14 protein-coding genes are annotated in these 14,996 nt (G+C 38.2%); 4 read left to right on the forward strand and 10 right to left on the reverse strand.

Features of this window, described 5'->3' with window-relative positions; translation table 11 throughout:
- The first annotated feature begins 898 nt into the window (after positions 1-898).
- Entirely contained in the window at positions 899-1,246 is a 348-nt protein-coding gene (locus N1I87_RS09675; protein ID WP_341101487.1) for a hypothetical protein, read from the forward strand.
- Between the two features lie 641 nt (positions 1,247-1,887).
- Here the strand turns inward: N1I87_RS09675 and N1I87_RS09680 are convergent.
- Positions 1,888-2,394, reverse strand: a complete 507-nt coding sequence (locus tag N1I87_RS09680; protein ID WP_341101489.1) for a hypothetical protein — start codon at positions 2,392-2,394, stop codon at positions 1,888-1,890.
- A 309-nt stretch (positions 2,395-2,703) separates the two neighbouring features.
- Between N1I87_RS09680 and N1I87_RS09685 the strand changes: the two genes are divergently transcribed.
- Both N1I87_RS09685 and N1I87_RS09690 read left to right on the forward strand, forming a co-directional pair.
- Positions 2,704-3,885 carry an IS701 family transposase gene (locus N1I87_RS09685; RefSeq protein WP_040037972.1) on the forward strand — a complete coding sequence of 394 codons (1,182 nt, stop codon included), beginning with the start codon at positions 2,704-2,706 and terminating at the stop codon, positions 3,883-3,885.
- A 439-nt stretch (positions 3,886-4,324) separates the two neighbouring features.
- On the forward strand, positions 4,325-5,686 hold the full coding sequence (locus N1I87_RS09690) for an IS4 family transposase (RefSeq protein WP_341100516.1): 1,362 nt from the start codon (positions 4,325-4,327) through the stop codon (positions 5,684-5,686).
- A 1-nt stretch (position 5,687) separates the two neighbouring features.
- Here N1I87_RS09690 and N1I87_RS09695 read toward each other — a convergent pair whose 3' ends face one another.
- The 9 genes from N1I87_RS09695 to N1I87_RS09735 form a co-directional block, all read right to left on the reverse strand.
- The gene (locus tag N1I87_RS09695) at positions 5,688-6,203 is read right to left on the reverse strand and encodes a hypothetical protein (RefSeq protein ID WP_341101490.1); all 516 of its coding nucleotides are present in this window, start codon (positions 6,201-6,203) and stop codon (positions 5,688-5,690) included.
- Positions 6,204-6,287: 84 nt separating this feature from the next.
- The gene (locus tag N1I87_RS09700; RefSeq protein WP_003353085.1) at positions 6,288-7,469 is read right to left on the reverse strand and encodes an IS701 family transposase; all 1,182 of its coding nucleotides are present in this window, start codon (positions 7,467-7,469) and stop codon (positions 6,288-6,290) included.
- Positions 7,470-7,656: 187 nt separating this feature from the next.
- Positions 7,657-8,508 carry a MetQ/NlpA family ABC transporter substrate-binding protein gene (locus N1I87_RS09705; RefSeq protein ID WP_341101492.1) on the reverse strand — a complete coding sequence of 284 codons (852 nt, stop codon included), beginning with the start codon at positions 8,506-8,508 and terminating at the stop codon, positions 7,657-7,659.
- A gap of 31 nt (positions 8,509-8,539) precedes the next feature.
- Positions 8,540-9,190, reverse strand: coding sequence for a methionine ABC transporter permease (locus tag N1I87_RS09710; protein ID WP_341101494.1), 651 nt, complete (start codon positions 9,188-9,190; stop codon positions 8,540-8,542).
- Positions 9,180-10,211 (reverse strand): methionine ABC transporter ATP-binding protein, encoded by a 1,032-nt coding sequence (locus N1I87_RS09715; RefSeq protein ID WP_341101496.1) that lies wholly within the window; start codon positions 10,209-10,211, stop codon positions 9,180-9,182. Before N1I87_RS09715 ends, N1I87_RS09710 begins: the two co-directional genes overlap by 11 nt.
- Positions 10,212-10,226: 15 nt before the next feature.
- Positions 10,227-11,069 carry a MetQ/NlpA family ABC transporter substrate-binding protein gene (locus tag N1I87_RS09720; RefSeq protein WP_341101497.1) on the reverse strand — a complete coding sequence of 281 codons (843 nt, stop codon included), beginning with the start codon at positions 11,067-11,069 and terminating at the stop codon, positions 10,227-10,229.
- Between the two features lie 330 nt (positions 11,070-11,399).
- A complete protein-coding gene (locus tag N1I87_RS09725; protein WP_341094521.1) occupies positions 11,400-12,710 on the reverse strand; it encodes a homocysteine synthase in 1,311 nt (436 codons plus the stop codon).
- Between the two features lie 366 nt (positions 12,711-13,076).
- Complete coding sequence (locus tag N1I87_RS09730; protein ID WP_341094523.1) at positions 13,077-13,361, reverse strand: oligopeptide/dipeptide ABC transporter ATP-binding protein; 285 nt, start codon at positions 13,359-13,361, stop codon at positions 13,077-13,079.
- A gap of 140 nt (positions 13,362-13,501) precedes the next feature.
- Positions 13,502-13,999 carry a DinB family protein gene (locus N1I87_RS09735; protein WP_341101499.1) on the reverse strand — a complete coding sequence of 166 codons (498 nt, stop codon included), beginning with the start codon at positions 13,997-13,999 and terminating at the stop codon, positions 13,502-13,504.
- A 244-nt stretch (positions 14,000-14,243) separates the two neighbouring features.
- Between N1I87_RS09735 and N1I87_RS09740 the strand changes: the two genes are divergently transcribed.
- Positions 14,244-14,831, forward strand: coding sequence for a beta-class carbonic anhydrase (locus N1I87_RS09740; protein ID WP_327797678.1), 588 nt, complete (start codon positions 14,244-14,246; stop codon positions 14,829-14,831).
- The last annotated feature ends 165 nt before the right edge of the window (positions 14,832-14,996 follow it).

The following is a 14,996-nucleotide window of genomic DNA, read 5'->3' on the forward strand; positions in this document are numbered from 1 at the left end:
TACGAAAAATGATGTAATTAAACCTACTGAAGAGGAACAAAAATCTGAAATTGATCAAACAAAAAATGAACTACCAGAAGGAATTGAATTCGATAAAAATGATAACAAAATTGTTTGGGAAGACTTTGCAGGTACTAACCGTTACCGTGTACAAGTAGAAATAATCGATGAAAACGGAAATCTAGAGCAATATAGAACTCCTAAAACTGTATCTAAAGCAGAATTTGAACTTTCATATTTAAGAGATAAAGATAATTACAAAATTTCAATCATTCCTCGAATTGGATTCTCTTATGAAGAAGATCAAGCGAAAGAATTATTTGTTTCAAATAAAGGACAAGAAGTAATTGTTACAGGACTATCCAATGAGTTAGAGGAAAAGGAAGAAAATAAAACCGCTAATACCGCTCCTACAAAAGAAGAAAAAGCAGTAAATAATAAAACCAATTTACCGTATAACATTACTTACAACAAAGCGACAGATGAAATCACTTGGGATAAGATTGATGGAACTGACCGTTACCGATTAGAATTAGAACGTAAAAATTCAAAAGGAGAATACGAGTCCTTATAGCTTTAAACGTGCTATTTTAGGAACTGAATTTAATGTTTCAAAAATTTTGCCAGCAGATCACGAATACAAAGTGAAAATTGTTCCTAGAATTGGTAACAAATACGACTATGATAAAGCTTTTGAAGTGTATGTATCTACTAAAGGCAAAAATGTGGTTGTAGATACTGTAAATTAAAGAAAAAAAGATAAAAAAAGTATACTTTTCCTCTTAGAATGTGTGTATACAGAAGTTATAATATATATAAAGTTAAATAGAAGAAACGAAAACCGTGAAGTCCTACAAGGATTTTGCGGTTTTTTATTTTTTTAATAGGAGGAATAAAAATGGAAACAACTTTTGGATTATTTGAGGATATTTTAGCAAACGTAGATGTATCAGAGGAAAAGGAAGTTAAAAAGAAAGAATTAGATCCTCTTGAAGAGTATATAGAAAATGTATCAGAACAAATAAACGAAATTCATTCTTCACTAGAACCACCTGAATTGCTTTTACCAAATAAAAAATGTAAACCATCTATCCAGCATCACGATTTTAAATTTGAACGGAAAAAATATTCTAGAACAGATTTAATCGAACGACTTAAAAATCGAGAAGAATTAAGAAAACTTCCTATTCAATACGAGATTACGAAGAAACACAGGCTTTCACAAATGATAAAAAGGCTGATTTAGAACTACTAAAAACAACATACTTTAACCATCATGATAGGAAACCTGTACTAAAATGCAATATTTTTGTAAATAGTTATCATTCGGAGGACCGAAAAATGTTTTTTGGAAGATGGCTGGTGATAGTTCCTGGAACGCGATTGACAAAAAAGGGAAGAAAAGTTCTTCTGGGGCGGTAAACATAGTAACGATTCACAATTAATTTTAAAGAATATATATGAAGAGGTCATGCTATTTTTATTAAATTTTTTTGTACCAGTTTTTTCTTCGGATGCAGCAATTAATTTCTATAATTCATTTTGTGATAACATCAAAACCTTTGCTATTACTGAGTTTTCGGTGTTTTTGAATATGACATCCTTTCCCTTCGAACTTAATTCTCTATCTTTTATTCAACTTACTTATATCTTCCCTGTAAAGTAAACCATATAATTAAATAAGTTGTACCGAAATTGTGATGAAACTAAAAAGGGGACTTTTCTAAGACCCCCTTCTTAATAAAACATTATTATATAGTATCTCTGTGACCTACAAAACATTAAAAATTAGGAACAAAAAATAAAATTAATATTATTATAAGTGTAGAAATAATCCATGTTAATGTTAATTTTTTCTTAATAACAATATTCTTTGAAATTAAGTTATTAACAATGGATAAAACAAGAAGATTTATAAAGAAAAGGAAATAGTAGATTATTATATAAATTGTCCATAAATGATTTTGTATAAAAGATGTTGTCGAAAACAGTATAACAAAAATTAAAAAAGATATAATAAGCCAAACAAGAATTAGAATATGCATTTTTCTCCAAATTCGATGTTTCAAAGTTCTGAACTTCATTGATTTCAGTTTCTAATTGAAAAGATTGTTTAGCCAACATATCCTTATTTATATTAATATCATCGTCTAAAACAAAATATCGAACAGTACTTAAGTTCCCGCCATTATATCGATCATTAGGGCTTGTATAATCTAACGGAAAAAATGTTATTTCTTTTTCTCCTTCTTTATCCCATTGAATATCAATACTAATTTCTACTGATGATTTAGGCTCAACATCATATAAAACAGAGGATTTCCACTCTTTAGATTTACTAGTTTTTACTTTTGCAATTTTATTCCCTTGTATGAAAAAACTTTTAATCTTCATATTACTATCAGTATTATTTTCTAAAATAATTTTTCCTTTAATAACTGACTCAGTGTTTTTTATTTTAATATATGAGTATTTATCACCTTTTATATTTAGATATTCGATATTATTTTCATTCGGAATAAAAGCTTTTACTTGGGAATACTTTTCTGAATCATCTAAGACATCTTCTGATGCATCTAATAACTATAGATGAGCAAATTCGCTAACATAAATTTACAACCAAACAAAAAAAGAGACATGAACCCGATTCCTTGATTAGAATAGATGTGTCACCAAAACTATTCACAAGGAGGTTCATGTCTCATGAATAGATTAGCACATCATCAAGGAATCCACAAGTTTTTCACGATGTTGGGGTTGGCACTTTATTTTTCAAAACCTGTCATGAAGCATCTCGTTCATATCGTGGATGCGCTGACCACCAAAGGATTTGCGGGAACATTGACCGATCTTCATCATTGGAGCTTTCATCCGAACCACCGCACGACACTCAGCCATTTTTTCACGAAAAGCCCTTGGGATGAAGAGACGCTGCTTCGCAAACTTCAACAGTGGATGCTTCGTCGTGTCGAACGCATCGCCAAACAGGAGAATCAACCCCTTTTTGTTTCGATCGATGATACGATTTGCCAAAAAACCAAGCCTTCGTCACAGGCAACGCACGCCATTCAAGGGTGTGATTGGCACTATTCTCACACAGAGAAAAAGTCGATCTGGGGACATTCTCTCGTTTGGCTCATGGTTCATACGATGACCCAGGCTTTTCCCTTTGCGTTCCGCCTCTACGACAAGGCGGCTGGGAAAAGCAAGGGGGAACTCGCGATCGAGATGCTTTCTTCTTTGGATGTACACCGTCCTGTTTATGTGCTGATGGACTCTTGGTATCCATCGCAAACGCTCGTGGAAGCTTGTCTGAAAAAGGGATTCCACGTAATCGCAATGCTCAAGGCCAATCGGCTTCTTTATCCAAAAGGCATTGCGGTTCAGGTGAGGGAGTTTGCCCGCTACATCGAACCGAAAGACACTCACCTCGTCACGGTGGGAGAAGAGCGTTATCGGGTTTATCGCTACGAAGGCTCTCTCAAAGGTCTCGATGATGCCGTGGTGCTGCTCGCTTGGAAAGCCGATCAGCCGATGACATCGGAACATCTTCACTGCGTCTTGAGCACCGACCGGGATCTAAGCGATGAAGAGATCTTGCGCTACTATGCCCAGCGTTGGTCGATCGAATGTTTTTTCCGTCAAGCGAAAGACCAGCTGAAACTCGATGGATACCGCGTTCGCGGACGTCGGGCGGTGAAACGCTACTGGATCTTGGTGCAGCTTGCTTACGTGTACAGCATGTTCGAGTCGAACAGCGATTTTTCTGATGGGCTCGATCTTCTGCGCAAGAGAAAAGGACATAGCCTCGTGGAGTTCATTTACCGTGCAGCGAAACAAAATATTCCCATTGATACCGTGAAAAAACAGCTCCACGTGGCATAAGGGGTACCCTGTTTGTCTCTTTTACATGGTAATTATTGTAATTAAAATTGCTCAACTACAGTAATAATTTAAACTCATTACTTATTTGTATATCAGAGGAACCTTTAGTACTATTATTAGAACAACTGCTTATTATAAATAAAGTAAAGATTAATATAGTCAAATAAAAAAATTTAGTTCTCACCTTATAATTACTCCTTAAATTCAAAACGATGTTTAATTGATGATAAGGGCTATGTAAATGCAACTTACATAGCCCTTATTTTATTCTTAATAACTCAGCTTTCGCAGTCCAAAATCTTGTTTAAATGCTTGATGTAAATGGTTTTGGGAAGTACAAAATTATCATTTGACATTTTTTAAAACATAAAGAAAGACACCTATTCTTTTGGTAAAATATTGGTGACGAAACCAAATCCAAAAGAAAGGTGTCACCACTATGATAACGAATAAAGACTACTTTGCGCAATTACCAAAAGAAATTAAACAAGGATTCTCCGAATTAAATATTGGATATCATTTAAGAAAAGCGAATATTACGAAACTTTCCGGGTATTCTTGTCTTACTGTTTTCAAACGGATTTTTCTTTTAGTCTTCCAATATAAGAACTGGTTTCGTGCTTTTATGAGTAAACGATCTCAGGATCTGCCCGGAAAGGATACAGTCTATCGCTTTTTAAATACACCAACCTATCATTGGAGAAAGTTTCTGCTTTCATTAAGCAGTGAAATGATCCGTCTGCTTCAACCATTAACTTCAAAAGATCGTGTCACAGCTTTTGTGATTGATGATTCTGTCTTTTCAAGAAACCGTAGTAAGTCGGTTGAACTGTTGGCTAAGGTTTTTGATCACTCTACCCATCAGTACTTGAAAGGGTTTCAAATGCTTACCCTTGGCTGGACCGATAGTTTTACTTTTATTCCCGTTGATTTTGCTCTTCTAAGTTCACCGAAAAAGGAAAATCGCCTGCAAGAAATCAATACCAATATTGATAAACGAACATCTGGCTATAAGCGTCGCCAGGAAGCTCTGAAATCAAAACCGGACGTGGCTTCAGCTTTACTTGATCATGCGCTTGAAAAAGGGATTATAGCTGACTATGTTCTCATGGATTCCTGGTTTACACAAGCGCCTTTAATTGAGAAGATTACGAACAAAGGGTTATTTGTCATTGGCTTGGTGAAGCAATTAAAGCAGCGATACGTTTACAATGGTGAACGTTTCACACTGAATCAACTTTACAAATTGGCAAAACCTCACATGGGTAAAAAAGACATTCGCGGATCCGTTTATGCTACTTTAGACAATGGAATTCCAGTAAAAATTCTATTTGTACGAAACCGTAATAAACGGAGCGAATGGCTTGCCATTCTCAGCACAGATACAACATTAGAAAATGAAGAGATCATTCGTATTTACGGCATGCGTTGGGACATTGAAGTCTTCTTCAAATGCAATAAATCCCTTTTAAATTTAGAGAAAGAATTCCAAGGACGTTCCTACGACATGTTAATTAGCCATACAACCATTGTTTTTACACGATATATTCTCATTGCTTGGCAAATGCGAAAAGAGGAGGATCCTAAGACGATTGGCAACCTTTTTTACATCCTTTGCGAAGATGTAAAAGACATAGATTTTATTACTGCCCTTCAATCACTTATTGACCTTTTCCAAACTTTGGCGGAAGCCGAGGTTTCTTTGAACATGGACATCTTTAAAAATCAAATGAATAAATGGTTGGCCACTATACCTAATTATATCAAGCAATGCTTAAATATTTCTGTGTGCGAAAGTTGAGTTAATAAGATTTAGAGTCGTACGTTCGTGCTTCGTATAGTACACCCGAATCTGTCGCAGTATGTATAGTTAGACCTTCAAATGTTTGGGTGCCAGATGGGTTATTCGTTGAAACTACTGATGTTGCAGTAAATTTTGCTATAGCTGTCTCTTTCGGACCTGTAATATAGCCCATACCACTTAATCGAAGAGATGTAGTAGCGCTAGTAACTGTAGTTAATACTTTACCTTTAGTTTTTCCAGTACTTTTAACCTTTCCTGAATCAAGGGAAAGTGCAGTTGACCCACTAGCCAAATCCCCCCATGCCATTAGGGATATCTCTCCATCAACAGGACTTTGTGAACCGAAATTAGTAGTACTGGGAAGTTGAGTTCCAGAATCAACTGATTCCCAAACATTATCCCAATTAATAGTAGGTTCTTTACTGTTTGTTTCAGCAGCAAATACATTGCTTGTCCCGGCAAATACTATCCCTAGTGATAGAATAGAAGTTGCTAGTTTTTTAAACTTAAACATATAACCCCTCCTAAAATATTACTGTAGATGAGCATTTTTATTAACAATGATTACCATACGAAAAAGAGACAAACGGGGTACCCCTTATGCCACGTGGAGCTGTTTTTTCACGGCATCAATGGGAATATTTTGTTTTGCTGCACGATAAATGAACTCCACGAGGCTATGTCCTTTTCTCTTGCGCAGGAGATCGAGCCCATCCGAAACATCACTGTTCGACTCGAACATGCTGTACACATACGCAAGTTGCACCAAGATCCAATACCGTTTCACCGCCCGACGCCCGCGAACGCGGTATCCATCGAGTTTCAGCTGGTCTTTCGCTTGACGGAAAAAACATTCGATCGACCAACGCTCGGCATAGTAGCACAAGATGTCTTCATCGCTTAGCTCGCGATCGGTGCTCAAGACGCAATGAAGATGTTTCGGTGTCATCGGCTGATCGGCTTTCCATGCGAGCAGCACCACGGCATCCTTGAGACCGTTCAGAGCACCTTCGTAGCGATACACCCGATAACGCTCTTTTCCCACCGTGACGAGGCGGGTATCCCGTGGCTCCATAGATTTGGCAAATTCCTTTGCTTGAATGGCCGTCCCTTTTGGATAGAGAATCCGATTCGTCTTGAGCATCGCGATGACGTGGAACCCTTTTTTCAAGCAGGCTCCCACGAGGGTTTTCGATGGATACCAAGAGTCCATGAGCACATAAACGGGTCGACTCACATCCAACGAAGAAAGCATCTCGATCGCGAGTTCCCCTTTGCTTTTCCCCGCCGTCTTGTCGTAGAGGCGAAAGGCAAAAGGAAACGCTTGGGTCATCGTATGAACCATGAGCCAAACGAGAGAATGTCCCCAGATCGACTTTTTCTCTGCGTGAGAATAGTGCCAATCACACCCTTGAATGGCGTGTGTTGCCCGTGACGAGGGCTTCGTTTTTTGGCAAATCGTATCATCGATCGAAACAAAAATGGGTTGATTCTCTCGTTTCGAGCTGCGTTCGACACGATGAAGCACCCACTGCTGGAGTTTGCGAAGCAACGTCTCTTCTTCCCATGGGCTTTTCGTGAAAAAATGGCTGAGTGTCGTGCGATGGTTCGGATGAAAACTCCCGTGATGTAGATCGGTCAGTGTTCCCGAAAAGCCCTTTGTAATCATCGCATCCACGATATGAACGAGATGCTTCATGACAGGTTTTGAGAAATAAAGTGCCAACCCCAACATCGTCAAAAACTTGTGGATTCCTAGGTGATGTGCTAATCTATTCATGAGACATGAACCCCCTTGTGAGTAGTTGTGGCACATCTATTCTAACCAAGGAATCGGGTTCATGTCTTCTTTTTTGTTTGGTTGTAAATTTATGTTAGCGAATTTGCTCATCTACAGTAAATAAGCAGCCAATTTAATCTGCTTTTTCTTTGCCAATTTTATCTCCCCCAAAGTTATGAAATTCCTTTTAGTTTTTGTAAGCGTCTTTAAATGTTTTTAATTCTTTTAACGAAATAAACGTTGGAATGTAGTTGCCTTTATAAGTTTTCTTAATGAAATTCGCCACTTCATCTGTTTGATAAATTTTGACTAGTTTCTTTAACTCAGGGCGGTTGGCGTCTTCTTTCCGCGCCGCAATCACGTTGATATAAGGCTTAGCCGTTTTGCTTTCATGAATGAGCGCATCTTTCAAATACAATCCTGCTTCTACCGCTACACCGTTGTTAATAATAGATGCATCAACGTCATCCATGACTCGCGGAGTATTTGCCCCATCAACGGGAATAATCTTAATGTTTTTTGGATTTTCTTTGATTTTGTCCACTCCGCCATTTCCATCAAAATTGTCCTCTACTTTGATCAGCTTTGCTTCTTGCAATAATAACAAGGCACGCCCCCAGTTCGATGCATCATTTGGCACTGCGATTTTGGCCTTTTTGGGCAGCTCATCAAGAGATTCGTATTTCTTTGAATAAAGACCTAACGGTGCAATAATCGTCGTTCCGATCGGGACAATATCTGTACCGTTTTTTTCATTAAAGCTCGTTAAATAGGCAATATGCTGAAACGCATTGACATCAATATCACCTTCAGCTAAAGCCTGATTGGGGTCAACAGAGGCGTTAAAATTAACCAATTCAAGATCCAACCCTTCCTTTTTCGCTTTCTTTTTTATGAATTCCCACGTACGTAATTCAGAACTGCGAATACCAACCTTAATTTTTTTGTCTTTCGTTTCACTTACCGTTGTTTTTCCGCACCCTCCCAAACTAAGGAACAAAATAAAAACAAGAATCGAAATAAAGGCTTTTTTCACCATCTTTCCTCCTTCTCTCTTATTTACATACTGACTACATCTTTCTCATTTTTCGCTCGATAAAATTCCCCAGTGATTGTATGATCTGCACAAGCAAAACCAGTATCACAACCGTGACCACAATGGTGATTGTGCTGAAGCGCTGATAACCATAGGTAATCGCCAAGTCACCTAAACCGCCGCCGCCCACTGCTCCTGCCATCGCCGTAGCACCGATGAGGCCAATCGTGGCTGTTGTAATGCTTAAAACAATAGAAGGAAGCGCCTCCGGCAACAGAAAGCGGAAAATAATTTGCAATGGAGCGGCGCCCATCGCTTGTGCGCTTTCAATAATTCCTTTATCCACTTCCAGGAGAGAATTTTCAATCAGCCGCGACATGTACGGTCCGATATGAAGGACAAGCGGAACTATGGCTGCCGTTGTCCCAATCGCCGTACCGACCAAAAATCTCGTAAACGGAATGATCGCAACGAGCAAAATAATGAACGGAATCGACCGTAAAATATTGACAATCGGATTTAAAACGGAAAATATAAACGTATTCTCTAAAATATGACCTTTTCGAGTGACGACTAATAAAATCCCAAGAGGCAAACCAATTAATGCTCCAAATACGAGCGACACGCTAACCATGTACAACGTCTCCCAGCATGCCTGTAAAATTAACTCCGGACTAACTTCCATTGCGAATCACCTCATTCACTATCACTTTTTGCTGAACGATAAAATCATAGGCTCGAGAAATTTCTTCTTTTTCGCCCTGCAACTCAACGATCAAATTGCCAAATGGAACTCCCTGTAGCTCATTGATACTGCCAAACAAAATGTTCACATCCACTGCGAATGATTTTGCCACTTGCGATAAAATAGGCTTTCCGGAACTTTCTCCAATAAATTCGATATTGTAAACTTTGCTAAATGTATCGCTGGATTGAATCATATTAAAAATACTAGGCGGTATCTCGTCTCTTAAAACCGAATGAACAAAATTGCGTGCTGTCTCGGTTTTTGGGTTGGAAAAAATATCTAAAATCGTGCCTTCTTCGATGATCTCGCCGTCTTGCATCACGGCAACACGATCACATATTTGCTTAATCACTTCCATTTCGTGTGTAATAATCAAAATCGTCACGTTGTATTTCTGATTTACTCGTTTTAAAAGCTGCAAAATCGACGTCGTTGTTTGCGGGTCCAGTGCCGAAGTCGGTTCATCACAAAGGAGAATCGATGGATTTGTAGCCAATGCACGAGCGATGCCTACACGCTGCTTTTGACCGCCTGATAACTGATTCGGATAGCTGTTCGCCTTATCAGAAAGACCGACAAAATTTAATAATTCATGAACGCGCTTTGCAATCACTGATTTAGGTGTTTTACTAAGCTTAAGAGGCATTGCGACATTGTCAAAAACGGTTTTGGACCCCAATAAATTAAATTGCTGAAAAATCATTCCGATCTTTTTTTTCGCTTGACGCAACTCTTTTTCTGATAACTTCGAAAAATCTTGGCCATCGACTAAAATTTGTCCGGAGGTGGGCTTTTCCAGCAAATTAACCATTCGAATCAATGTACTTTTCCCCGCTCCACTAAAGCCAATAACGCCGAAAATGTCCCCTTTCTTAATCGTCAAATTGATATTTTTTAACGCTTCGATCGTTCGATTTTCATTTTTGAAAATTTTCGATATATTGCGAAACTCAATCACTTTACTCCCCCTGCCTTAAAATGCCGGAACAACAGCTCCATCATATTTATCTTCAATAAACTTCTTTACTTCTGGACTTGTTAATGCTTTTGCAAGTTTTTGAATCGCATCTGAATCCTTATTGTCTGGACGAGCTACTAAAATGTTGACATACGGGGACTTATCTCCCTCTATGATCAGAGCATCTTTTTTTGGTTTAAGCCCCGCCTCCAAAGCGTAGTTTGTATTAATGGCGGCCGCCTCGACATCGTCCAGTGAACGCACCAGAAGCGGACCATCAACTGGAATAAATTGAAGTTTTTTCTCATTTTTCTTTATGTCTTGCACGGTATAATCTTTGTTTGTATTTGAAGATTCATTTAATTCAATCAGTCCGTTGGCGGCAAACAATTGCAAAGCGCGAGAGAAGTTAACAGGATCCTTTGGAATGGCTATCTTTGCCCCTTTTGGCAGTTCGTCAATCGATTTGATTTTTTTCGAATAAACGCCAAACGGCTCGATGTGAACACCGACAACTTTCACGAGATTTAAACCGCTATCTTTGTTTGTCTGTTTTAAAAATGGAGCATGCTGGAAATAGTTTGCATCCAACTCGCCATTTGCTGTCTGTTCATTTGTCAGAATGCCATCGTTAATGATTTTAATGTCAAGCTTTACACCTTCTTTTTCTAGCTTTGGTTTAATAAATTCAAGAATTTCCGCATGTGGTGTCGATGAAGCTCCAATCTTTAATGTTACTGTTTTCTTTTCAGTTGTACCTTTTGATTCTTTTCCATTGACAAGGGCTTCGTTTTTGCCGCAACCTACTAAAATAGCAAATAAAACCGTGAATAAGACCAATAAATAAAGTTTTCTCATTTTCGCTACCTTTCTCCTTGTTTATTCTTAGTTAATTGGTAGAAATAATAGGTTTTATTATTGTGATTTATCCTACCACCAAAAATCGCGAAATGGCAAGACTTCCGGTGATAGAAAGATTTATACAATTAATAGAAAAAATCTATTAATTCATTGGAAGTACTGATCTAAATGGCTTTTTCTTGCAGATAAAACAATCCCATTCTAGGGTTTGGCACATGGCAGACTATTGGATTGATATGCTCGTCGCACCAAAAAAAGCTCAATCGTCATTTGATTGAGCTCAAAACAAATATATTAAACTAAGAGGGGGATTCGATAAAAAAGAGTTTACTTCACAAAGGAAGTTACTTCTTGACTGGCTTTAATGGCTTGCTTTAGATCATACAGAATATCGTCAATTGCCTCTGTACCTACAGATAAACGAATAAGTCCAGGTGTAACGCCGGTATCTAATTGTTCCTCGCTGCTTAATTGCTGATGCGTTGTGCTGGCCGGATGAATAATTAAAGATTTGGAATCACCAATATTGGCTAAGTGAGAAAATAGCTGAACGGAATCAATCAATTTTTTCCCTGCTTCAACGCCGCCTTTAATTTCAAATGTTAAGACGACACCTTGGCCTTTTGGCAAATACTTTTTCGCTAATTCATAAGAAGGATGGCTTTCCAACCCAGGATAACTTACTGATTTAACAGCTTCTTCTTTTTCTAAAAACTTCGCTACCTCCAAAGCATTTTGGCTATGGCGTTCTAAACGCAAATGTAAAGTTTCAAGTCCTTGCAAAAATAGGAATGAGTTGAATGGCGACAAAGGCGCACCAAGATCTCTAAGCAGTTTTACGCGTGCTTTTGTAATATAGGCCGCTTCTCCGGCTTCTTCTGTGTAGATTAGGCCGTGGTAGCTTGGATCCGGATCGGTTAATCCCGGGAACTTTCCGCTCTTTTTCCAGTCAAACTTTCCGCTGTCGACAATAACGCCGCCGATTGCATTTCCATGCCCTCCGATAAATTTTGTGGCAGAATGCACAACAATATCTGCCCCAAAGTCAATTGGACGAAGCAAGTATGGGCTGGGGATGGTGTTATCCACAATGAGTGGAATCGAATGATGATGGGCAATTTCCGCAACGGCTTCGATATCCAATACGTCCCCTTTTGGATTGCCAATCGTTTCGGCAAACACTGCTTTTGTTTTGCTCGTAATCGCTTTTTCAAAGTTTTTCGGATCGGCAGGATCCACAAATTTAACGGTAATTCCAAAGCTAGGCAGTGTATGAGAAAACAAATTATACGTTCCCCCATAAAGACTTGATGAAGAAACAATTTCATCTCCGACAGACGCAATATTTAAGATGGAATAAAAGACAGATGCTTGCCCAGATGCAAGAGCAAGCGCTCCCACACCGCCTTCAAGAGCAGCAATTCGTTTTTCAAATACATCAGTCGTAGGATTAATAATTCTTGTGTAGACAAAACCTTCTTCTTTTAAGCCAAACAAGTCGGCAGCATGTTGACTGTCATTAAATACAAACGAGCTTGTTTGATAAATCGGTACTGCCCTAGATAAAGTAGTAGGATCTGGAACTTGCCCTGCATGCACAGCTAATGTTTCAGGCTGGAGCTTTCTTTCGTTTGACATCATCATTTCTCCCTTCCCAATTCATTTTGATAAAAATTTTCAAAAAAAGGCATCTATCTTCTTTGCTTCTTAGAAAGAAGAAGATGCCTTTAGTTGACTAATCGGCAAATACGAAAAATATGAAAGACTTTACTTATCCAACTAAATATATAGGTTTAATTTTATATAAAATTTACTCCCAAAATCCATAAATGTCAATTTTATTTTTAAAATTTTCTAAAAATATATTCGTTTCAAGTTTTATTAGCGATAAAAAGCGGAAGCTCCCTAGTCAGCCCCGAAAAAATGAGGGAAATTCTTTATCGGAATGACAAAAGCGACTCGATCGGTTTCTGTTATGGTTAATGTCATGTTGTACACACCTTCTTAAGAATATAAATGACAACGAACCATTCGTTCATTATCAAGATTGATTAGCTTTGGCTGTTCAACTTTGCATCTATCATACGCAAATGAGCAACGGCTTTGAAAAGAGCAACCTTTTATAGTGGACGAAGGATTTGGAATCTCCCCTTCTAAAAAAATTCGTTTTCGCTTTTCTTCTTTCAAAACTGTAGGTATAGAAGAAACAAGGGTTTGCGTATAAGGATGAAGTGGTTCTTTGTAAATATGATCAACAACCGATGCCTCCACAATTTTCCCTAAATACATAACGGTTACTCAGATGATTTCCCTGAATTCAAATCGAGTCCCCCTTTCGCCCCATTAAAAGAAATTCCTAAAAGCCAGTATCGTAATCTGGTTTAAAAAATCATTTTAACAGCTTCATTCATTCCAAAAATGGTGCTACTCTACTGCTTCCTCCTTGGTATCGTTAACGTTTTCCAGTCTGTAGATTTTATTTGTTTTGCAATATAGACGATCTGTCCGATGTGATAAGAATAGTGGTACATTTGCCTTTCGATAGCTTGGATGACAGTATGAGGCTCATTCCGGATCGTGATGGTTTTTAAAAGATCTTTTTCGTCGATTTCATATAAAGTTTTTAAAAAAATTTGCCATCCTTTTTCCCAGTGATCAAGAAGTTCTTCCCTGCTTTTTAGATCGTTGGTAAATTCATCATCGCGATTTCGATTTGGTTTTTCTCCGTCTGAAGCAAAAAAGTCGGTCCAGCGCGAAATCATGTTGCCGTTCATATGTTTAACAATCATGCCAATACTATTGGATTCTTCGTTAAAACAGTAAAAAAGTTCATCTTCGGACAATTGTTCCATCGCTCTCTCTGCTGTTTTCTTCATATCCAAAAAACGTTCACGAACAACCTTTAAGTACTCTTGACCAATTGTCACTTCAGCACCTCCAAAAAAGATCGTTTATATTTGTTTTATTACGCAAAAAGGATCCTAATTCCTGTTCATAAAATAAGGATAAATCTCTTTATAGATTCTATTGAAAATAATGATCGCTTTTTATAGAAAACCGAAAATAAAAATCTAAATATTCTAAAAATAAATTGACGGTCACGCGGCGATTGGATATAATCATAGTAAACAGATATGATTTATGAAGTTTCGAAAGAAAGGGTGTTGGAAAATGAGTGACATTTTAAATGAAGTATTGGCCGCCAACGAAGAATACTCTGCTCATTTCGGCGATAAAGCCCATTTGCCGCTGCCGCCAAAGCGTCGTTTTGCCATTCTGACTTGCATGGACGCCCGTCTTGATCCGGCTAAGTTTGCAGGACTAGCAGAGGGTGATGCTCATGTGATCCGAAATGCCGGAGGTCGGGCAAGTGACGATGCCATTCGTTCCCTCATTATCTCATATAAACTGTTAGGAACAAGAGAATGGTTCGTGATTCATCATACCGATTGTGGGATGGAGACATTTACCAATGACGTGATCCGCCAATTGCTCTCCAACAGCCTGGAAACAGCTGAATTTGACGGACAAAATTGGAAAGATGTAGGAAGAGGCCCCGGTTCGAAAGAAGGCGAGTACATAGAATTTTTGCCGATCCGTAATCTAAAACAAAGTGTCATCGACGATGTTGAACGCATTCGTTCTCACCCTCTCGTGCCAAATTACATTCCGATCTACGGATTTATTTATGACGTGAAAAGCGGTCGTCTCGTGGAAGTACCAGAAGCGACTCGTATTGGACAAGCAGTCACCGTTTGATCATCATTGCTTTTTTCATATCACGAACCTACCGTTCTTTTATTTCCAAAAAACAAACATGTTGAAAATAGCTGCTAGAGTGCAGCTATTTTTATGGAATAACCGTTTCCTCTCGTTAACGGTCATTTTGTGTTGCTATGATTTTCATTAAAGGCTATGCTGACC

The organism is Bacillus sp. FSL W8-0102, assembly GCF_038007225.1.
GTDB lineage: Bacteria > Bacillota > Bacilli > Bacillales > DSM-4216 > Bacillus_O > Bacillus_O smithii.

Bases quoted from the DNA above. Each gene is read 5' to 3' on its own strand.
- N1I87_RS09675 (WP_341101487.1), top strand. From the start codon at position 899: ATGGAAACAACTTTTGGATTATTTGAGGATATTTTAGCAAACGTAGAT.
- N1I87_RS09680 (WP_341101489.1), bottom strand. From the start codon at position 2,394: ATGAAGATTAAAAGTTTTTTCATACAAGGGAATAAAATTGCAAAAGTA.
- N1I87_RS09685 (WP_040037972.1), top strand. From the start codon at position 2,704: ATGAATAGATTAGCACATCATCAAGGAATCCACAAGTTTTTCACGATG.
- N1I87_RS09690 (WP_341100516.1), top strand. From the start codon at position 4,325: ATGATAACGAATAAAGACTACTTTGCGCAATTACCAAAAGAAATTAAA.
- N1I87_RS09695 (WP_341101490.1), bottom strand. From the start codon at position 6,203: ATGTTTAAGTTTAAAAAACTAGCAACTTCTATTCTATCACTAGGGATA.
- N1I87_RS09700 (WP_003353085.1), bottom strand. From the start codon at position 7,469: ATGAATAGATTAGCACATCACCTAGGAATCCACAAGTTTTTGACGATG.
- N1I87_RS09705 (WP_341101492.1), bottom strand. From the start codon at position 8,508: ATGGTGAAAAAAGCCTTTATTTCGATTCTTGTTTTTATTTTGTTCCTT.
- N1I87_RS09710 (WP_341101494.1), bottom strand. From the start codon at position 9,190: ATGGAAGTTAGTCCGGAGTTAATTTTACAGGCATGCTGGGAGACGTTG.
- N1I87_RS09720 (WP_341101497.1), bottom strand. From the start codon at position 11,069: ATGAGAAAACTTTATTTATTGGTCTTATTCACGGTTTTATTTGCTATT.
- N1I87_RS09725 (WP_341094521.1), bottom strand. From the start codon at position 12,710: ATGTCAAACGAAAGAAAGCTCCAGCCTGAAACATTAGCTGTGCATGCA.
- N1I87_RS09730 (WP_341094523.1), bottom strand. From the start codon at position 13,361: ATGTATTTAGGGAAAATTGTGGAGGCATCGGTTGTTGATCATATTTAC.
- N1I87_RS09740 (WP_327797678.1), top strand. From the start codon at position 14,244: ATGAGTGACATTTTAAATGAAGTATTGGCCGCCAACGAAGAATACTCT.